This window comes from Paraburkholderia phymatum (assembly GCF_040965635.1).
Lineage (GTDB): Bacteria > Pseudomonadota > Gammaproteobacteria > Burkholderiales > Burkholderiaceae > Paraburkholderia > Paraburkholderia phymatum_B.
In genome coordinates, this window is the sequence record NZ_JBFRCH010000003.1 from 400,057 (window position 1) to 419,726 (window position 19,670).

The 19,670-nt window shown below is 65.1% G+C and carries 19 protein-coding genes; 6 read left to right on the forward strand and 13 right to left on the reverse strand.

Annotated features, from left to right (window positions below):
• Nucleotides 1-84 precede the first annotated feature (84 nt).
• The 6 genes from AB4Y32_RS08410 to AB4Y32_RS08435 all read right to left on the reverse strand — a co-directional run bounded on the left by AB4Y32_RS08410 (nt 85) and on the right by AB4Y32_RS08435 (nt 7,483).
• Nucleotides 85-960 carry an alpha/beta hydrolase gene (locus AB4Y32_RS08410; protein WP_368720868.1) on the reverse strand — a complete coding sequence of 292 codons (876 nt, stop codon included), beginning with the start codon at nt 958-960 and terminating at the stop codon, nt 85-87.
• A complete protein-coding gene (locus AB4Y32_RS08415) occupies nt 957-2,369 on the reverse strand; it encodes a hypothetical protein (RefSeq protein ID WP_368720869.1) in 1,413 nt (470 codons plus the stop codon). Before AB4Y32_RS08415 ends, AB4Y32_RS08410 begins: the two co-directional genes overlap by 4 nt.
• Nucleotides 2,366-3,283 carry an alpha/beta fold hydrolase gene (locus tag AB4Y32_RS08420; protein ID WP_368720870.1) on the reverse strand — a complete coding sequence of 306 codons (918 nt, stop codon included), beginning with the start codon at nt 3,281-3,283 and terminating at the stop codon, nt 2,366-2,368. The genes AB4Y32_RS08415 and AB4Y32_RS08420 overlap by 4 nt, the downstream gene beginning before the upstream one ends.
• A 327-nt stretch (nt 3,284-3,610) precedes the next feature.
• The gene (locus tag AB4Y32_RS08425) at nt 3,611-3,997 is read right to left on the reverse strand and encodes an ester cyclase (RefSeq protein WP_439899765.1); all 387 of its coding nucleotides are present in this window, start codon (nt 3,995-3,997) and stop codon (nt 3,611-3,613) included.
• Between the two features lie 82 nt (nt 3,998-4,079).
• Complete coding sequence (locus AB4Y32_RS08430) at nt 4,080-6,608, reverse strand: EAL domain-containing protein (protein WP_439899761.1); 2,529 nt, start codon at nt 6,606-6,608, stop codon at nt 4,080-4,082.
• Between the two features lie 284 nt (nt 6,609-6,892).
• Nucleotides 6,893-7,483 carry a BPSL1445 family SYLF domain-containing lipoprotein gene (locus AB4Y32_RS08435; RefSeq protein WP_368720872.1) on the reverse strand — a complete coding sequence of 197 codons (591 nt, stop codon included), beginning with the start codon at nt 7,481-7,483 and terminating at the stop codon, nt 6,893-6,895.
• A gap of 406 nt (nt 7,484-7,889) precedes the next feature.
• Between AB4Y32_RS08435 and AB4Y32_RS08440 the strand changes: the two genes are divergently transcribed.
• A complete protein-coding gene (locus AB4Y32_RS08440; protein ID WP_368720873.1) occupies nt 7,890-8,840 on the forward strand; it encodes a PTS sugar transporter subunit IIA in 951 nt (316 codons plus the stop codon).
• 149 nt (nt 8,841-8,989) lie between these two features.
• Here AB4Y32_RS08440 and AB4Y32_RS08445 read toward each other — a convergent pair whose 3' ends face one another.
• Nucleotides 8,990-9,553 (reverse strand): SLATT domain-containing protein, encoded by a 564-nt coding sequence (locus AB4Y32_RS08445; RefSeq protein WP_368720874.1) that lies wholly within the window; start codon nt 9,551-9,553, stop codon nt 8,990-8,992.
• A 215-nt stretch (nt 9,554-9,768) separates the two neighbouring features.
• On the opposite strand from AB4Y32_RS08445, the gene AB4Y32_RS08450 reads away from it, so the two are divergent.
• From AB4Y32_RS08450 to AB4Y32_RS08460, 3 genes are all read left to right on the forward strand, one after another.
• Nucleotides 9,769-9,996 carry a zinc ribbon domain-containing protein gene (locus AB4Y32_RS08450; protein ID WP_368720875.1) on the forward strand — a complete coding sequence of 76 codons (228 nt, stop codon included), beginning with the start codon at nt 9,769-9,771 and terminating at the stop codon, nt 9,994-9,996.
• A 108-nt stretch (nt 9,997-10,104) separates the two neighbouring features.
• Nucleotides 10,105-11,049, forward strand: a complete 945-nt coding sequence (gcvA, locus tag AB4Y32_RS08455) for a transcriptional regulator GcvA (protein WP_368720876.1) — start codon at nt 10,105-10,107, stop codon at nt 11,047-11,049.
• Nucleotides 11,050-11,187: 138 nt separating this feature from the next.
• Nucleotides 11,188-12,468: an MFS transporter gene (locus AB4Y32_RS08460; RefSeq protein ID WP_368720877.1), complete on the forward strand. Its 1,281-nt coding sequence runs from the start codon at nt 11,188-11,190 to the stop codon at nt 12,466-12,468.
• 29 nt (nt 12,469-12,497) lie between these two features.
• Here the strand turns inward: AB4Y32_RS08460 and AB4Y32_RS08465 are convergent, their stop codons facing one another.
• From AB4Y32_RS08465 to AB4Y32_RS08475, 3 genes are all read right to left on the reverse strand, one after another.
• The gene (locus tag AB4Y32_RS08465; RefSeq protein ID WP_368720878.1) at nt 12,498-13,172 is read right to left on the reverse strand and encodes a response regulator transcription factor; all 675 of its coding nucleotides are present in this window, start codon (nt 13,170-13,172) and stop codon (nt 12,498-12,500) included.
• Between the two features lie 380 nt (nt 13,173-13,552).
• On the reverse strand, nt 13,553-14,881 hold the full coding sequence (locus AB4Y32_RS08470) for a sensor histidine kinase (RefSeq protein ID WP_368720879.1): 1,329 nt from the start codon (nt 14,879-14,881) through the stop codon (nt 13,553-13,555).
• A gap of 219 nt (nt 14,882-15,100) precedes the next feature.
• Complete coding sequence (locus tag AB4Y32_RS08475; protein WP_368720880.1) at nt 15,101-15,409, reverse strand: DUF4148 domain-containing protein; 309 nt, start codon at nt 15,407-15,409, stop codon at nt 15,101-15,103.
• A 352-nt stretch (nt 15,410-15,761) separates the two neighbouring features.
• Here AB4Y32_RS08475 and AB4Y32_RS08480 point away from each other — a divergent pair, with 352 nt between their 5' ends.
• A complete protein-coding gene (locus AB4Y32_RS08480) occupies nt 15,762-15,953 on the forward strand; it encodes a DUF3563 family protein (RefSeq protein ID WP_368720881.1) in 192 nt (63 codons plus the stop codon).
• Between the two features lie 58 nt (nt 15,954-16,011).
• Nucleotides 16,012-16,461, forward strand: a complete 450-nt coding sequence (locus tag AB4Y32_RS08485) for a TerB family tellurite resistance protein (protein WP_368720882.1) — start codon at nt 16,012-16,014, stop codon at nt 16,459-16,461.
• Nucleotides 16,462-16,559: 98 nt separating this feature from the next.
• Here AB4Y32_RS08485 and AB4Y32_RS08490 read toward each other — a convergent pair whose 3' ends face one another.
• From AB4Y32_RS08490 to AB4Y32_RS08500, 3 genes are all read right to left on the reverse strand, one after another.
• Entirely contained in the window at nt 16,560-17,720 is a 1,161-nt protein-coding gene (locus AB4Y32_RS08490) for a J domain-containing protein (protein ID WP_368720883.1), read from the reverse strand.
• A 204-nt stretch (nt 17,721-17,924) separates the two neighbouring features.
• Nucleotides 17,925-18,923 carry a hypothetical protein gene (locus tag AB4Y32_RS08495; RefSeq protein ID WP_368720884.1) on the reverse strand — a complete coding sequence of 333 codons (999 nt, stop codon included), beginning with the start codon at nt 18,921-18,923 and terminating at the stop codon, nt 17,925-17,927.
• 397 nt (nt 18,924-19,320) lie between these two features.
• Nucleotides 19,321-19,521, reverse strand: a complete 201-nt coding sequence (locus AB4Y32_RS08500; RefSeq protein WP_368720885.1) for a hypothetical protein — start codon at nt 19,519-19,521, stop codon at nt 19,321-19,323.
• Between the last annotated feature and the right edge of the window lie 149 nt (nt 19,522-19,670).

Here is a 19,670-nt window from a genome sequence, read left to right on the forward strand (position 1 = left end):
GATGCGAACGCGCGAGCGTTGTCAATCGAACGGCTCGCATCGCCGCCACCACGACGCACAACGTGAGTCCTTTACACGTGGAGCTTAAGCATCGTGTGGCGCAGTCCGCCTGCGATGCTGATCCGTTTCGGCGGCGGCGTTCACGCGTTGCAGATCGTCGAGAAAACGCAGTACGTGCTCGCGCGCGCCCTGTTCCCATACATCGACATGTCCCGCGCCGTCGATCAGTTCGAGCCGGCGCGGCGCGCGGACAGCCGAGTAGAGCCGCGCGAACTGCACAGGCGGAATGACGGCATCGGCAAGGCCGCCGCATATCAGCACGGGCGCGCGCACGCGGCCGATGCTGGCGAAGTTGTCGTAGCGGTCTCGCACCATGCAGCGCAATGCGAACAACGGAAAGCGCGCTCTCGCCACGTCGGCGATGCAGGTGAACGGCGCTTCGAGAATCAGCGCAGTAAGCGCTTCGTACTCCGACGCCATTCGCACCGCGACACCCGTGCCGAGCGAAAACCCATGCACGGCGATCCTGGTCGTGCGCTGCGCGACGAAGTCGAGTGCGGCGCGGCCGTCCGCATACAGGCCGGCTTCGGATGGATGTCCCGGTGCACCTCCATAGCCGCGATATTCGGCGAGATAGACGCCGTGCCCCGCTTCGATCAGGTCATGCGCGATTTGCGCGCGTTGCGACAGGTCTTCCCCGTTTCCATGAAACAGCACGACGGTGAATGCATCGCTTCGGCTCGCGGGCGCGTAACGGCCCGGCAGCACGAGGCCGTCTGCCGTGCGCACCGTCACAGGCTCGATGTGATCGGCAGCCGCGTTGCGTGCTACGCCCCGGATCTGTTCGAGAGGATAGACCAGCCGCCCCTGAAGCCAGAACAGCAGCGCGACGGCGATCGCATAACCGGCGAGCACGACGACAAGCAGCGACAGCAGAATCAGCCGCACCGTTTCGTTCATGCCGTCGCGCCCTGGATGGACGCGCGCTCGGCGCACTGCACGCGATGCGCCGCGCCATGCTGTTGAAGAAGCGCTTCGAAGCGCGCGCACGTCAATGCACGCGGTGTCGGAAATTGAGGTTCCAGGCGCGCAAGCGCGCGGCCGAAGCGCGCGAACGTCGCGAAGTCGCGTGGATAGTGCGCCGTATCGACGCCTGCGAAGCGGCCCTCGCTCTTCGCCGTATCGAGCAGCGCACGCCAGCGATCGATCGGCGCATAGCCGATGCTCTCGACGCCATGCGAGAACAGCATCATGTCGATCTCGTCGAATGCGGGCTGCGTTTGCAGATAACGCTGCAACGCGTCCGCCGAAGACTCGACGCAGAACAGCAGCCAGAACGGCAGTGCGTGAAGACGCATGGTGGTGAGCGGCTCCATCAGCAGGAACGAATCGACGACGAGCCTGCGCGGAACGATGCCCGCATCGCGATAGCAGTCGCGATACACGGCTGCCGTCACGAAGCTCAGGCTCTCGGGCTCTTCGTAACGGATCTCCACGATACGCCATTTCATCTGCGCGGCCAGCCATTCGATGTCGCGCATCAGCCGTTCGTCGAAGCCCCACTCGGCTTCGGGCGCGATGTCGTTGGGTGCGGGCGGCGTCCAGTGCGTGCGCTTGCTGCCGTAGCGCGCGAGGCTCGCTTTCACCGATGGGCCGCCGTGCAGGTACTCGTCCTCGGTTGCGCCGCCCGTCGCGCCGAACTGATAGACCGAGCGCGAACTCGTGCGCGTGACAGGCCATGCGCGCGTGCATGCGTTCACGTACAAGGTCCCGCCGGGCCGCAGGCTGCTCAGCAGAAACTCGCGATACGCAAGCGGCAGCGCGAGATGCTTCAGGCGGAAATAGTGCATCGAATGCAGCATCAGCCTGTCCTGATTCGGGTCTTGCATATGATGGACCGCGATGCGCTCGTCGGCGGCGAGCAACGCATCGATAATCCGGCGGCCTTCGTTGAAACCGCGCTGCGCGTCGTCGGGGTCGCTGAACGGTGCGCGCACAGGGCACAGGAACGTCTGCGGCAGCCACGGAATCCGCAGCGCGGCCGCGAGATGAACCAGCGCGCCATTCGACGACCCGACGATGGCGGCATCGTATTGCCGTTGAGGATACAGACCGGCGAGCCATTCGGCGATGCGTTCGATGTCCAGCTTGCGGACCTGACGCCGCCGTATCCCTTCCATCATGCCGCCGATGCTGTAGCACCGCTCGCGGGCGCGCGGCGACAACCTGTTGGCGCGCGACATCAGCCAGTCCTGCACGCGCGACTGGCTCGGACTCACGAAGGGCTTGCCGTGCAGCGTCGCAGCCAACGCCTGCGCCATGCCGGCCGCCGAGTCGAAACGGGCAATGCCGCGCGGCGGCTTGTTCATGGTCGTGCGGCCTCGGTTGATAAAGTGTGCGTGCCTGCCGTCAGGAATGGCGCGATCGCCAGCGCAAAAGCGTGCGGATAGACATAGTTCAACGTGTGCGTGCCTCCCTCGATCACGGCAAGCGTTCCGCGCGGGACGAGCCCCGCGACGGTGGCCGCCCATTCGAGCGGCACCACGGGGTCGCGCGTGCCGGCGACGACGAGCGTCGGCGCAGCAACATGCGGCAGCCGCTCTTCGATCCTGTCGCGAATCAGGATTCGCATCGTCGCGAACGCGCGCGGCAGGCCCGCCTTCGCGTAGTCGATGCGTCCCGTCGCGGCGGGCGAGCGCATCTTCTCACGCCGCCCGTTGACGAGATCGCGATAGACCTGCTTGATGAGCGTGCGAGCGTTGGGATCGGTGGTCGGCCCTTGCAGGACGAGCCGCTCGACGACATCCGGATGGCGGCACGCAAGATCGGTGATGATCTGGCAGCCGAACGAATTGCCGACAAACGCCGCCCTTTCGACGCCGAGCGCTCGCAACCAGTCGCGCAACGCGTCGGCGAGTTGCGCAAGCGACAACGTCCGCGAATGGCTGCCGTCGATCAGACGGCTTTCGCCGAAACCCGGCAGGTCCGGCGCGAGCACGCGGAAATGACGGCCCAGCGCGCTCGCAAGCGGCTCCATATAACGGCTCGATATCACAAGGCCATGGACCAGCACGACAGGCATCCGATGCTGCGTCATGGCCGGTCCGGGATGAACGCGATGAAACATCCGGCAGCGGCCGACCTCCGTATACACGCCGCCGATGCCCGCGGCGCGGCTCGCCTCCGTCAGCGCGGGCGTGGCCGCGAGCCGGCGCCACGCGAGCGCGAGCCACGCGCCGCCGAATACGATGCAGACGGCGAGGCAAACAGGAAGAAGTTGCAACGTCATGCGTCCGTTGAAGAGCGGTAGCGGCACGCGTCAGCGAAGCACGAATGCGTCAGTGCCGCGTCGGAATCATTGATATGAGCAAATGCTGGTCCTGCTCGCTGGTCCTGCTCGCTGGTCCTGCTCGCTGGTCCTGCTCGCTGGTCCTGCTCGCTGGTCCTGCTCGCTGTTCCTGCTCGCTGTTCCTGCTCGCTGTTCCTGCTCGCTGTTCCTGCTCGCTGTTCCTGCTCGCTGGTCTTGCTCGCTGGTCCTGCTCGCTGGTCTTGCTCGCTGGTCTTGCTCTAACGCACGCGAACGGACGTGGCCAGGCAGGTCGTTTAGCCGCTAAAGCTGGGCTTCGATGGCGGCCTTGTCGATGACCGACCATACTTCCCCGATCTTGTCTGCCCGGAATGCGTAGAACACGTTCTCGGCAAACGAAACACGCTTGCCGTTCACGGGAAGCCCAAGAAATACGCCGCGTGGCGTGCAGTCGAATTGCAATCGGCTCGCGATATAAGGCGGATCGGAGACCAGCAACTGCACGTTGAAATAAAGATCCGGGATTTCCGTGAAGTCTCGCTCCAGCATCGCGCGATAACCCGACAAGCCGATCCGCTGGCCGTTGTGAATCGCGTCGTCGTGGACGAACCGTCCGAGGCGCGACCAGTCCTGCTGGTTCAGGCACGCAATGTAATCCCGGTAGATGGCGGGCAGACGCGTTTCGATCATGGCCATGGCTCCTTGCTCGTGCGAGATCCCCGAGCAGAAATCTTGCCGGCGTGCGTTGCCCGAATCAAGTGACGCTTTCTTTCTATGCACTCTCCAGCTGCGCGAGAACCGCATCGCAACTTCGCCGCATGTGTTCCGTCAGCCGTTCAGCAGGCTGCGGTTTCGCCAGCAGGTAGCCCTGCCCCTGATGACAGCCCGCCTCTTGCAGGAACGCGAGCTGTTCCGGCGTCTCCACGCCTTCCATCACCACGTCGAGGCCGAGCGCGCGCCCCATCACGACGACGGCGTGGATGATCGCGCGATCCGGATTGTGCGCGTCGCTGCCGCCGAGAAACGAGCGGTCGATCTTCAGCGTATCGACGGGCAGATCCTTCAGGTACGCGAGCGACGAGTAGCCCGTGCCGAAGTCGTCGATTGCGAGGCTCACGCGCCGCGCGACCAGCTCGCGCAACAGCGTGCCGATCTCTTCGCGCGTATTCATCGCCATGCTCTCGATCAGTTCGAGTTGCAGCCGCTCGGGCGGCAGCGCCGTCTCGCTGAGAATCGCGGACAGGTCGCCCAGGAACTCGTCGGTGAAGCACTGCCGCGCCGACAGGTTCACGGCGATACGGCCGAACTCGATGCCCGCATCCAGCCACGCGCGCGCCTGCCGGCACGCCTCGCGCAGCACCCAGCGGCCGAGCGGCACGATCAGCGTCGACTGCTCGGCGATGCCGATGAATTCGCCGGGCGGCACGAGCCCCCGATGTGGGTGGCGCCAGCGCAGCAGCGCTTCGACGCCGACGATGCGACCGTTCGACAAATCGTATTGCGGCTGGTAGTACAGGCAGAATTCGTTCTGCTCGAGCGCGCGGTGCAACTCGCCGAGCGTTTCCAGCTGCGCGATCGCCGACGACGTCATGTTGCTCTCGAAGAACTGGAACACGTTGCGTCCACGGCTCTTCGCGCCGTACATCGCCTGATCGGCGCGCATCATCAGTTGCCCGGCGTGCGTGCCGTCGTCCGGATAGATGCTGATGCCGATGCTCGGCGTCGTGAAGATCTCGCGTCCGCCGAGATCGATCGCCTGTCCCACCGAGTCGAGCAGCATCCCCGCGACATGGCCCACGTCGCGGACATCGTTGAAGTCTTCCAGGACGAGCGCGAACTCATCGCCGCCGAGTCGCGCGACGGTGTCGCTTTCGCGCAGCCCGGCGTGCAGCCGCTCGGCCACCACTTTCAGCACCTTGTCGCCGGCGCTGTGGCCGAGCGTGTCGTTCACCAGCTTGAAGCGGTCGAGATCGAGATACATCACGGCGAACTTGCGTCTGCTACGGCCCGCATGAATGATCGCCCGCTCTAGCCGCTCCTCGAACAGCACGCGATTCGCGAGCCCCGTCAGCACATCGTGCGTCGCGAGGTAGCGCAACCGCTCTTCCGTCTGACGACGCTGCGTGATGTCGGAGAAGATGCCCGCGTAGTGCGAGATGTCGCCGTCGTTGTTGCGTATGCTCGTGATGGTCAGATACTCGAGATACAGCTCGCCGTTCTTGCGGCGGTTCCAGATCTCGCCTTGCCAGTGTCCGCCCGTTTCGAGCGATCGCCACAGCTCCGCATAAAACCCGGGCGCCTGATGGCCCGAGTTCAGCAGGCTCGCGTCGCGCCCGAGCACCTCTTCTTGCGTATAGCCCGTGAGGCGCGTGAAGGCCTGGTTCACGCGCTCGATCTTCCCGTTGCGGTCGGTGACCATGATGCCTTCGAGCGCCGACTCGAACACGCGGTCCGCCATCCGCAGACTGAAGCGCGCCTGACCGAGCGCCTCGTCGCGCTCGCGCACCGCGTTTTGCAGCTCGCTGATGTACTCGTCCTCGATGTTCTGCAGAAGGTCCGCGAAGCTGAGCAATCCGGCGAGGCGTCCGTCGCCGTCGCGCACGCCGACATGACGGATATGCCGCTGCAGCATCAGGCGCTGCGCGGCGTACAGGCTCTGCGTCGCCGCAAGCGCCTGCAACGGACGGCTCGCGTGATCGCCGATCACGCCTTCAAGCCGGTCGTTCACGATCAGACGCAACACGTCGCGCTCGGTGAGGATGCCGTGCTCGCCGTCGTCATACTCGACGACGACGGCATCGAGCTTGCGAGTCCGCATCAGCGCGATCGTGTCGTGCAGCGGCTGATGCGCCGGCACCGACAGGTGCGGGTGTACGTGAATCGATTCGATCGACTTCAGGCGCAGGAAAAACTCGGCGCCCTGGTTCACGATCACGTCCGTCTGCGTCAGCACGCCGATGCAAGCGCCGTCCCTGACCACGCCGAAGTGGCGAATGCCCGACTGCTTGAAACGGACGACCGCTTCGCCGAGTGGCGTGCCCGCATCGAGCGTGAGAAGCGGCGCGCTCATCACGTCGCCGATGGGGCGATCGAGTGCATCGGCATCCTCGCCGGCGGCGAGCGCATCCTGTTCCGTCCAGATGCCGACGGGCTTGCCGTCGTCGATCACGACAATCGAGCTGCAACGTTCCGCGAAGATGCGCCGCGCGACTTCGCGCACGGACGTGGCAGACGTGCACGTGACCATCGGGCGCGCAATGAGGCGTGAAACGGGAATGGCGTAACTGCTCGTGTTTATCATCGACTGGCTCAGAGCGGCGAACCTTCGCAGACGTCTGCATGACATGCACGCCGGCAAAGCAAGGCGGCCTCGCGGTTTAGCTGCTGCATCGACGGGGGTCTGCAAACGCCCAAAGGAAATGACACTTCAATCCGTCTCTTGACGACAGGCCGGGTGCAAAACCTGAGTGACAGGATGTCGCACGAGAATGCGCGAGAGCCCGCGCGGCCGTGCTCGTTGCGAGCCCGCACCGCTGCAGGCTCGCAACCGCCGCATCGAGGCAGCATCAAAGCTGCACTGAGCGATCAGATGATCAGGCGGGAAATCTTCGATCCTTCGAGCGACACACCCGCCATCAATCCGCCGTTCGTCAGCACGAAGGCTTCGACGGGGCTCGTCGCCGTCGACGTATCAACGTTGCCGTTCGCGCCGACCTTCAGCACCGCGACGGTCGCATCGATGCCCGCCGCCCAGCCCTGGCTGTGCGTGAAGCCGTTGAGCGCGTCGTCCGTCATGAACAGCATGACGATCGCCTTCGACTGCGCGCCGATCTGCAGGCCGAATGACGCCGCCGTGATGCTGTAGTAGCCCGACGTCTGTCCGCCGATGCGCAGCGCGCCCTGCCCGTACTGTCCGCCGAACCAGAAGCCCGCCGAGATCACCGAAGGAAACACGAGAATGCCGCGCGCCTTGTCGGCCAGTTCGCGCGAGCCGCCGATCGTGTTGAACAGACGCGTGAGCGTCGCGTTGACGTCGGCGTCGATCGACTGGCGCTTGCCGGCGTTCGCTTCAGGTGTCGCATCCGACGACGGACCCGTGGTCGTGCAGCCCGCAAGCGACAGGCCGCTCGTGGCGACTGCGGCAGTGGTCATGGCGAGGAATCGGCGGCGGCGCATTGTTTTCTCCCTTGTAAGTCCGAATTTTTGTCGCGGCGACGGTCCGTCCTTGCGTCGGCAGCGGACGGCCCTAGTTGATGACAGCGGATGCGTCGCCGGAGTTCCATCGTCATCTTCGTCTGCATTGGGCACTTGCATCGGGTACTTGCATCGGGCACTTACATCCGGCACTTGCATCGGGCACTTGCATCCGGCAAATACATCCGGCACTTACATCCGGCACTTGCATTGCGCGCCATCGAAAGCCGCTATGGCCGCGCAGTGCCCGAGCGTGATCATCTTTTCGCGCCAGTTGGCGCGTAATGCGGCACCCCGCATTCCGCGACTGCGCCGCACACGAGTTTTTATTCGGCTTTAACGCGGATCGCGCTACGCTAGTCATCGTGTCAAGGTCTGGAGAGAGGGCATGACGAAGGCAAGTGCCATTCTGCGCGCGATTTTCGGCGCCCACCGCGCCCGCGCGGATGCCGCGCGGCGACACGCGGCCGGTCGCAGCGTGATGATGCGCGTGACGCTCGACGCCCAGCACGTCACGCCTTTGCGGCGCGCGCTCACCCGCGACTGCGCGGGCCAGCCCTGGACGATCCGTATCGCGACATTGCCGCATACCGATCGCGTGCAACTGTCGCTGTATCTGCCGAAGGACGCCGTCAACGGGGCCATCGCGCAGGTGGCGCGCATCGCGCCCGCCGCGCAATTCGGCCATCTGTTCGAGATCCCCGAAACGCCGACGGACGGCTGGCGCGATCTGCTGCGCGCGACGTCCTGGACGCACGCGGCCAACACGCTGCGCCCCGCGCGGCCACAGCCGCCCGTCAGCGACGACGCCGAGTCGCTCGACCGTCTGCTGAACCCCGGCAACGTGCTGCTCGATGCGAGCATCGCTGATGGAGCCGCGCTCTTCGCACGGCTCGGCGAGCTTTGCGAAACGCGCTACGGCGTACGGGCGGATGAAGTGGTCGCGGGACTGAGCGCGCGCGAAGCGCTGGGCTCGACGGGGCTCGGGCAAGGCGTGGCCGTGCCGCACAGCCAGATCGCGGGCCTGCGCAATGCGATCGTCGTGTACGTGCGCCCCGCCGTGCCGTTCGATTTCGACGCGCCCGATGCGAAGCCCGTCAGCGATGTCATCGCGCTGCTCGTTCCCGAAGGCGCGAACACCACACACCTGAACCTGCTCGCCGATGTCGCGCAGCGCTTTTGCGATCAGCACTTTCGCGAGCGTCTGCGTGGATGCGGCAGCGCGAGCGAGGTTTGCCGCCTGTTCGGCAGCGATGCCGGAGTCGACGGCACGCTTACGCCGCCGTTGACGCCGATGCAACGTCCGCTCGCAGCAACGGCGCATCAGGGGCGTGTTTGAGGGCGTGGCGTTTGAGGTTGTGGCGTTTGAGGTCGTAGCATTTAAAGGCGTACGTTTAAAGGCGTACGTTTGGAGGCGTACGTACGTTTGCGCCGGCGTCGGCTTGCCTTGTGCTTACGCGACCACCGCGCATCGCGCGCCGACCGCATTCATTCCCAACGCCCTTCCTGACGGCCTTGTGCCGCCGCGACGCGCAACGTTTCCTGCGTGCGTCTGAACACTCCTGGCGGCACGCTCGGCGAATCGTCCGCTAGCCTGTCGAGCGTCTCGCGAACCGCGCTCACATAGTGCCCGTCGCGCGAGCCGGGATCGCCGGCGTAGATCGCTTCCAGTTGACGCCGCACGGCGCCATAACGCGCGCCCGCCGAGCGATGCTCTTCTGCCCGCTCCGCGTAGCGCATGAACGTCTGCAATGCCGCCGACACGGCCGCCGCAATGCTCACCATTCCGACCACGAGCCGCGCCCACGGCGAATCCGCCGACGCCACCAGCGACAGAAACACCGTCGTGCCGACCACGGCCGAAACGGCCGTCACGCCGATGCCGAACAGGCGATTCCGCGCGGCCAGCAGATCGGCCATGTCGTAATGGCTCTTCTGCGATTCGCGCGCGCGGCGAATCCATTTCAGCAGCAGCTCGTCTTCGTTGACGGGCGGCCTGTACTCGGCTTGCACGCCCGAACCGGGTTTCGCTTGCGTATCGACCATCGTCATGCCTGCCGCCTCTCTTCGACAAGGAAAGACCAGCATAGCATCGTGCGGTGCGCCATGGCCCTCGCGCGCGGTGCACGGTTCGATGCCGAATCGATGCCGCGTCGACCTCGTGTCAACCGCATGCGGGGACCGCTTCGCGACGCGCGGGCTCGTCATGCGGAGTTCACGCAGGCGCGGCGGACACGGTAGGATGACGGGATTCGTGGGAGCAAGTGATGCCTGTGTATGACTATGAGTGCGCCGACTGTGGCGCGTTTGAAGCAGTGCGGCCTATCGCGCAGCGAGACGAAGCAGCCGACTGTCCCCGTTGCGGGAGCGCCGCCGAACGCGTGCGGATCGGCGCGCCCGCGCTGCTCGGCGGTTCGTCGGCGTCGGGCGGCGCCGCGTCCGATGGCGAGGGCGGCTACGGCATGCGGCATCGCGGCTGCTCGTGCTGCCCTTGAGCCCATGAACGGCATGCGAACGGGCCGCACGTTATCCGCCTTATCCGGCTTATCCGCGTTGTCAGTCGTCATGCGCGGCCGTCAACCATCAAGCCAGAAGGACGTGTCATGCCGCTGCGCCTGCCCCCGCTGAACTCGCTGCGTTTCTTCGAGGCGGCGGCGCGGCACGGCAGTTTCAAGCTCGCGGCCGCTGAGCTCAACGTGACGCCGAGCGCCGTCAGCCATGGCATCGTCGCGCTCGAAGAAACGCTCGGCGTCGCCCTCTTCGTGCGCGAGCCACGCAAGCTGTCGCTCACACCTGCGGGCGAGCTGTATTTTCCGTACATCGCCGAAGCGTTCTCGCTGATCGCGCTCGGCACGCAGCGGCTGCCCGACAGCCGCACGCACCGGACCATCTCCGTAAGCTGCGCGCCGACGCTTGCCGTCCGCTGGCTCGTGCCGCGCCTGCACGACTTTCGCTCGCGCTGGCCCGGCATCGACGTTTCCGTCGACACGTCGCGGCGCCAGGTCGGCTTTCCCATCGACGGCTTCGACTTCGGCATTCGACTGAGCCGCGGCCCGGTTCCCGGCAGCGACTGGAGCCGGCTGTTCGGCGAGCGGCTCGTGCCCGTTTGCAGCGCGGCGTACCGCGCGACGCTCGTCGATGCGCACGGCCACGTCGATCTGCGCCGCGCGACGCTGATCCACGTCGATACCGCGAGCGAGGACTGGCAGGCGTGGCTGGACGGCGCGTGCATCGCCGACGTCGACGCGACGCCCGGGTTGCGCTTCGACACGATCCAGCTGGCGCTGGAAGCGGCGTCGACGGGCGTGGGCGTCGCGATCGGCCGCCGGCCGCTGGTGAACCGCGAACTCGATGCAGGCACGCTCGTCGAAGCCGCCGCGCCGACCGTCGAAGCGAAGACCGCGTACTGGCTCGTCAGCGCGGAGGGCGCGGACGAGCGGCCCGATCTGCGGGCGTTCAAGCGTTGGCTGCTTCACGAAGCGCAGACATTCGACGACCAGCATCCCGTCGACGAGCCGCCTTCGTCCGCCTTTGCTGCGTCGCGATAGCACTACCGGCTCTTCCCAACGCACTCGACGCTGGCAAGTCCTTCGCCATGAGTGAATTCTCTTCATCTGTCGTCGAAAACTTTTCGTTTGTCGCGTGGCCGCGCTACTGCGACGATGGCCGCGAGGAGGAACGGAAACATGTCGACAGCCAAACCCGCTCGTGCAACAACTTACGCAACAACGCTGAAGAACCCGACGTTCTACGTGATCGTCGCCGCCGCGCTGATCCTGAGCGCCGCGATGGGCATCCGGCAGACATTCGGCCTGTTCATCGGGCCGTTTTCGTATGACCGGGGCCTGCCCGTCACGCTGATCGCGTTCGCGATCGCGCTGCACAATCTCGTGTGGGGCTTCGCGCAGCCGTTCGCGGGTGCGGCCGCCGATCGCTACGGCGCAGCACCCGTCGTCGCGTTCGGCGCCACGACGTTCGCGGCGGGCCTCGCGCTCGCAGCGGGCGCGCCGTCAGGGCTCGCGCTCATTGCGGGGCTCGGGCTGCTGGTCGGCATCGGCGTCAGCTGCACGACCTTCGGCGTCGTGCTGACGGCCGTCGGACGCGTCGCGTCGGCCGAGCAGCGCAGCATGGCGATGGGCATCGCGAGCGCGGGCGGCTCGCTCGGGCAGGTGCTGATGGTGCCGTTCGCACAGACGCTGCGCGAAACGTCGGGTATATCGACGTCGCTCTTCGCGCTTGCATTCCTGATGCTGATCGCGGCGCCGCTCGGCATCGTGCTCGATCGCCGGGGCAGAGGCGCGGGCGTGCCGCATGCGGCGGCCTCACACGCGGCGGAGTCGGCGCCCACGTCGTTGCGTGAGACGCTCGCGCACGCGACGCGCCATCGCGGCTACCGGCTGCTGACGCTCGGCTTCTTCACGTGCGGTTTCCAGCTTGCGTTCATCGCGACGCATCTGCCCGGATACCTCACGTTGTGCCATATGCCGATGGGACTCGGCGCCACCGCGCTCGCGCTGATCGGGCTCTTCAACATGGCGGGCAGCTGGACGTGCGGCTGGCTGGGCGGGCGCTTCCGTCAACAGCACGTGCTCGGCTGGCTGTACCTGATTCGCGGCGCGACGATTGCGTCGTTTTTCCTGCTGCCGAAATCGACGCTCTCCGTCGTGCTGTTCGCTGCCGTGATGGGCCTCACGTGGCTCGGCACCGTCCCGCTCACGAGCGGACTCATCGCAAAGGTGTTCGGCACGCGCCATCTCGGGACGCTGTTCGGCGTCGTGTTCCTGAGCCATCAGCTCGGTTCGTTTCTCGGCGCGTGGCTAGGCGGTTTCGTGTTCGACGTGACGGGCTCGTATTCGCTGATCTGGGGCGCGACGGCGCTGGCGGGACTGTTCGCGGCGCTGCTGCATTTCCCCATCGACGATACGGTTCACGCGAGCGGCGCGTCTGTCGAAACCGCACGCGCCTGAAGTGAAGTGTCGCGATGCGCCGGCGGCCCTCAGGTCTTCGGCGTATCGCCGAGCATGACGGTCCAGCCGAGCCCGCGCACGTTGCGGATCACCGACTGTCCAAACTTCTTGCGCACGGAATGGATGAGCACGTCGACGGCGTTGCTCTCGACTTCCTTGCCCCAGCCGTACAGCTTGTCTTCGAGCTGATCGCGCGACAGGATCGTGCCGGGGCGTTCGAGGAACGCGAGCATCAGCGCGAACTCGCGCGCCGACAGCACCGACGACACGCCGTTGCAGCACAGCGTGCGCTTGTCGAGATCGAGGCTCAATGCGTCGTCGCCGAGCCGTGACGACGCATAGCCGGCCTTGCGGCGCAGCACGGCGCGGATGCGCGCGAGCAGTTCGGGAACGTCGAAGGGTTTGAGCATGTAGTCGTCGGCGCCCACGTCGAGGCCCTGGACGCGCGCGTCGAGATCGTCGCGCGCGGTGAGGATCAGCACGGGCACCGTGTTGCCCGCCGCGCGCGCCGACTTCAGCAATTCGATGCCGCCCATGCCGGGCAAGCCGAGATCGAGCAGGACGACGGTGTATTCGGCGGCCGCGATGGCCGCGCTGCCCGCCTTGCCGTCGCGCACCCAGTCGACGCTGTAATCGGCGTCCTGAAGCGCGCGCAGCAGGCTCTGGCCGATCTGCAGATCGTCTTCAACCAGTAGCACTCGCATGATGTCGTGTCCACAGCAACGAAGCGTTGTCGTTGGCTGCGGCGCAAGGACCGTTCGCGGCGGGGCGACGCGTGCCCAGGCGGCGAATTGTGATTCCAGGCCGTAGCCCGCCGGTGCAAGCCCGCTACGGCGCACCGGCCACAACGCATGATAGCCGAGTTGTTTCCGCCGATTTGCTCGCGTTTATTCGCGGGGCGCTGCGCAAGTGTCAGCGATGGCAAGGGCGAAAAAAAGCCGACCGCTCGCGCAGTCGGCGGAAGGGTTCTGACGTACGCCGGTCTTCGCGCGAGAACCAGAGCGGCCTGCTCCAACGGTTCCATCATGCACGCGCAAAGTTAGCAAACGATGAGCGAATGAGCGCCGCGCGCGAGCGCAAACGCTCAAGGCACGGCGTCGAATCCGATCGAAGCTACGATGCCCGACTGTCCATCCGTACGATTGCGCAAGTTCGCCGCGCCGCCATACCGGTTCACGATTGCCTGCACGATCGACAGCCCCAGTCCGCTGCCTTCTATCTGCGCGTTCGCGCGAAAGAAGCGGTCGAACACGCGCGGCAGCAACGCCTCGTCGATGCCGGGCCCCGTGTCCACGACCTCGATCCACACGATGCCGTCGCGAACGTGCACGCTCAGATCGACCTTGCCGTCATCCGGCGTGTAGCGGATCGCATTGCTCACGAGGTTGCGCAGCGCAACGCCGATGTCGGCTTCATTGGCGCGCACATGCGCACTCGCCATTTCGTCGGCGCCGATATCGATGCCGCGCTTCATCGCGATCGGCAGCACTTCGGCCACGACATCGACGACCACTTTCGTCACGTCGACGCGCGTCAACGTATCGGGCTGCACCGCCGCATCGGCGCGCGCGAGCCGCAGCAGCTGCGCGATCAGTCTGCCGCTGCGCCGTATGCCGCCTTGCAGCTCGCGAAAGCGCGCCTGATTTCCGGGCGCGATATGCGGCTGAAGATTGTCGGCCTGCAACTGCAACGCGGTGAGCGGCGTGCGCAATTCGTGCGCGGCGTCGGAGATGAACTTTCTTTCGCCTTCGATCGATTGCGCGAGACGCTCGAACATCCTGTTGATCGAAACGATGAAGGGGCGTATTTCGGTCGGCACGCCCGATGTCGACAGCTGCTCGAAATGCGTCATGTCGATCGCCTGCACCTGGGCGCCGAGGCGCGTCAGACGGCGCAGCGCGCGCCGCACGACCAGCAGCACGGCAAGCCACACGAGCGGCACGAGCACGACCATCGGCCAGAGCGTGTTGATCGAGCGGGCCTGCGCAAGCTCATGCCGCACACGCGAGCGCTGCGCGACCTGGACGACCGTGCCCGGCTCGCGCAGCGTGTAGATGCGCCAGCTTTCGCCGCCGACTTCCGTCGTCAGGAAGCCCGCTTCAGCATTGCGCGGCAACGCGAGCGCGGGTTCCGTCGAACGATAGGGCGTTTCGATGTCGTCTTTCCATACGGTGACAACGATATCGCGCTCGGGCTGCGAACCGCGTGCGGGTATCGCAGGCAGTGACTCGGCTAGACCGCTGCTATAGAGGCGCGTCGCCGCCTGTTCGAGGCGCAGGTCGAGCAGCGCATTCATGCCCGCCTTGGACAACTGATATGAACTGACGCCTTGCACCACGCCGACGATGCTCACCAGCACACACAAGGCGAGCACGAGCTGATTTCTTAGCGACCGGATCTTGGGCATGGACATGGTGACGAAGCGTGCCGTCCGAAGTGCGTTGCGCGTACAGCTTTGCAGCTTTGAATGCAACGACGGCGCGCGAGACGCACGCTCCTCGCGCTTCGTCGTTGCGAGCCGATTCTACACCGCGCTATACGCTCTTCTCGTTCTCGAAGCGGCGATGCGGACGCGCAGAGTGCTCTGCGCGTCCACGACTCATGCGCAACGAAACACGTTGCCGGCAAGCATTCAATGCCCGATGTAGATCGACTTCAATCCGACATCGTATTGCGGTTGATCGAATGCGCCGCTTTGCGACGCGCCATCGGCAACGCCGCCGTATTCGCTTGCACCCTGCGCCTGAATACGTGCATGCGCCGCGTGCAGGTTAGCGGGATAGTGCGCGTAGTCGCTGGCGGGCTCGTAGCCCGCACGTTCCAGTTGCGCGAGTTCGGCCTGCGCGTCGGCTCTCGTGACGGGCGCATTGGTCTGCGCGAACGATACAACAGGCAATGCGAGGAACACAGCGACGGTAGCGGTTTGAATCAGCGATTTCATGACGTTTCTCTCAGAGGTTATCGAGTGAGTCTCCGATGCCGTGCATTCGACGCATCGGTTCATTCGTATTCTGGGCGCCAATAGTGAGCACAGAATGAGCGCCGCCAATCCGGGGGCATAGACCGCGATATGTCACGTTGTGCCCTACCCCATCGTCACGCCGCCGGTTTTCTGCATGTCTGACTCATTTCCGGCTAATTCGGCCTGACTACGATGCAACCCGTCGATGCAGCGGCCCGATTCCGAGCAACCGAGGGCACGCAGTTTTCAAGCGCATCGCATCCACGCAGCGACGCGAGCCGATCGTTCGCCCGCACGTTCCTGATTCTTTGCATCACTGAAGGAGCCCATCATGTTGGCCCAACTCGCTCATCGTCTTGGCACGCTGTTCATGCCCTCGCGCAACCGTGAACGTGAACGCGATGCCTTCCTCGCTTCGTCGACCGATCTCGCCGATCTCGAACGGCGCATGCGTCTGCTCGACGACGGCTGCCATCCGTTTCACGTGCATCCGAGCGTCATGCCGCGCGACTGGATCGCATGAGCGGCGGCACGCCACGCAAGACCGGTATCAATCGATCAATGCAAATGGAGATCTGAAAATGCGTCACTATCGATGCGACAGCCCCGAAGCCGCAGCCCGTATCGTCGCTGCCTGCCTGCTCTCGGACGGACACGTGGGCATCCACGAACTCGAAGCGCTGGACCGTTACGGCATGGAAGAGCGGCTCGGGCTGAACCGCGAACGACTGCTCGCCGTCATCCAGCAGATGTGTGAAGACCTCACGACGACGGCCTATCTGAACTGGGGCGACACCTGCCGGCTCGACCCCGCCGTGATCTTTCAGCTGGCGCAGGACGTCAAGGATGCGCGTCTACGACGCGAAGTCATTGCGCTATGCAAGGAAGGCGCGCACGCCGACGGGCATCTTTCCGAAGGCGAGGACATGTTCATGCGCGCGCTGCGCGCCGCGTGGCGAATGCCGCAAGAGAACGATCCGCTGCAATACTCGCGCGAGAGGTCGAAGCTCGTGAGCGTATCCGCCGCGTAGGGTTTTGGGATCGATGCCGTTGTCACGCCGCCGTGCGATCTGCAAGCCGCATGGCGGCCCATGGCGGCGCCGCGGCGTGATGGAAGGACCGCCTGAAACTAGAACTCGCCGCGGCCGATAGCCGTCGCCTGCATGCTGCCCGGCGACGCGTACAGCATGACGCTGATATGCGTCGCGTCGAGCCCGTTGCCGACAGCCTGCTCGGTGAGCCCGAATGGTTGCGACTTGTAGATGCCGCCGTCGTCGAGATTCTGGTAGCGGACGTCGTAGCTTCCGGGCGCGACGTCCTTCAGCGTGAAGGTCCGGCCTGCCGGCACGAAGAAGTGGCGCACGGGCTGATCGAACACGGACGCGTTGTAGACCAGCTTGCCGAACACGTCGAAGCGGTTGATCGAGTTGTCGATCGTCACCGACGAATGCCCGCCCGACGCGCCGACAGGCATGCCGTCGAGATAACCCGCCGTGGCTGGCCAAGGCGCGCCGTTGGGCGCGACGCTGGGGCGCACGTACGGGGCGGGCGCACTCGTGGCCTGCCCGCTCGCGTCGCTCGCGGCAACGGATGCGTCGTTCGTCCACGGCGACGTCGCCGCCTGCGCCGAGGCCATCGCCGCCAGCGCGCGGCCGTTGCCGTCGGTTGCAGCCGCGCTTTCGGCATCGGCATGGCCGTGCTCGCCGTATGACGCACCGGATGTGATGTTGCGCGTGAACGGCCACGGCGACATCGATTCCGTGATCACGACGTAGCCGACGAACGCGCATGCCACAATCGCGATCCAGCCGCGCAACGAGACCCTGCGCAGCGCAAGTCCGAACGACGCGCGCGGCTTCTTGCGCGCAGCGGCGCGCGGATCGACCCGCGCCTGGGACGTCCAGCCGCTTCCGCGCGGCATGGAGCGCGCCGACGCCTCGGCTTGCGAAGCGGCATACCGGGGCATGTGCTGGGAGGCCGCGGCGGCAGATGCGGACGAGGCCGACGAAGCCGACGAGCCGGACGGACGCGACGACGACGATGCCGCGGCAGCAGCCGAGGCCTCGCGCTCCTTGCGCGCGAGCCATTCGTCGTGTTCCTTGCGTTGCACCGGGTCGCTCAGGACCGCGTAAGACGCGTTGATGATCTTCATCACCCGCTCGGCGTCCGGATCGTCGATCCGCCGGTCTGGGTGATATTTCTGACACAAGGTCCTATAGGCCGCGCGGATCACTTCCTGAGGCGCGTCCCGCGAGACTTTCAGATTGTCGTAGTGGCTGTGAATCTTCACGCCCTTCCCTTCCCCGATTGCCGTGCTGTCTTTTATATCGATTCTACGCGACACAAAGCGAGCGTACCGGTCGCGGGCGCGCCCGTGCCCCAGCTTTCGAATCGCCGTTGTGGTCTGGACCGCACTTCGCGTTGCGCCATTTTTACATCGTGCAAGGTGGCGCGCGCCGCCGTTCCCGCTGCCGTTCGTTATGCAGTCTTCCGTTTATGCCGTCTTCTCGTGGGGAAACTGCACGGCGGATTCTGACGTTTCCTCGTTACGTTTTTGCTGCTCGTTCCAGATCTGGCTGTCCGGGAACCAAAACGCGGTCGCGCGCGGCGGCACGGCAAGCTTGACGGGCAGCGACGGATTGAAGATCTTCGACCACGCGGACAGATACGACGGCGTCTTCAGCAGATAGCCGCAGCGCGCGAGCAGCAGGCTTGCGACCAGCGCCTCGCGCCCGATGGCGAGCCCCGGATGTCCGCTGAAATGCACGGGCGTGCCGCCCGAGGCCAGCAGCCGCGCGGGCGCGACGTTGACGGGCACGGCAAACGGGCGGGCAGCGAAAAACTCGAGGAACGGCTGCTCGTCGCTCGACACGAAGATGTTCGTCAGATGCGGCTCTTCGGAAAGCGTTGTATCGATGAACCGGCAAAACTCCTCCCAGCCGATCGTATGCGCCTCGACCTTCTTGTCCGTGCCGCGATAATGCACGCCGAGCGTCGCTGCGCCGATGCCGAGGCGCTGGCAAATTGCGTCGACTTCCGCGCGGATCGGCGCGGCGGGTCGATAGTGCGCCGTGAAGAGCGCGCTCGAATGCTTCAGTTCGAGCCGCGGCTCGTAGCGATTCCGAAAACCGAGCACGCTCAGATCGCGCACGACCGACGTTCGCAGCCGCGCGCTCGCTCCCGGCCTTGGGGACAGACTGACGGTATCGAAGTATTCGGCGAACCAGTCGACCTGCCCTTCCCGATCGCCGTAAATCCCGCCGCGCGCGGAAATCAGCGGCGTCAGGCGCTTCTCGTCGCAATACATCAGGATGAACAGCACGATCTGCATCACGGAAAAAAAGCCCGAATGCGCGCGAATTTCAATCGCGAAGTAGCCGTGGTTCAACCGCTGCTGCGCATGGAGCGAGATGCGGCCCGGTGTGCTGATCGATTGTTTGAACCGTTCGCTGCGCCGGATATCTCTTGCGATATCGATCAACTTGCTCAACATGCCACGTCCCTTTCCGCTCACCGGGCAGCCGACCCGATACGGCGTCTGTGGTCGAAGGATGCAGGCGCGATGCGGCGCTCCGTACGACAGTCGCGAGACGCCCTTCATGCTGGAAAGTCCAGCGCGTCTTGCACATCGTACGGATCGGACCGCCGGCCCAATGCGAAATCAGCCAGCAAATAGACGCGTTCCGTCACGCGCCATCATAAAGGGCGGAAACGCGGCGGTCGAGAAGGAAAAACTGACTGTGTGCGACATCCAACATTTGCGCGCATGCCGCTAATCGTGTGAATTTAAATGATTTTCTAAGGCGCTTATGTGGAAATGAGGCAACTGCGGCCGGAGCGGCGGAAGCGCCAGCAGCAGTTGTCGACAGGCCTTCCCTCGGAGCCTTCCATCAGCCTTTCATGTCGACCCAGATGCGGCCCCAGGCAGTCGCGTATTTGAGTGCCTGTTCGCCGTCGTAGAAGTAGTCGAGCGCGTTGAACGTGCGGGGCGGCAGCCCCGGCTTTTCGATGATCAGATCGGCTGCGTGCATGCCGTCGTCGCCCATGGCGGCGCTGGCCTGCAAACGATAGCCTCGGTGTGTCGTCAGCATGGGAATCGTCATTGATACGTCTCTGGCTCTTTCAAGGAAATGCAGGCCGATGCGCTGCGTCCCGAACGACGGGGGCCGCGCCTCGTGCCCGCTTTCGGGCCAGGATTCGCATTATCACAACGCCCCGTTACTGTTCGGTGACGGCCGGC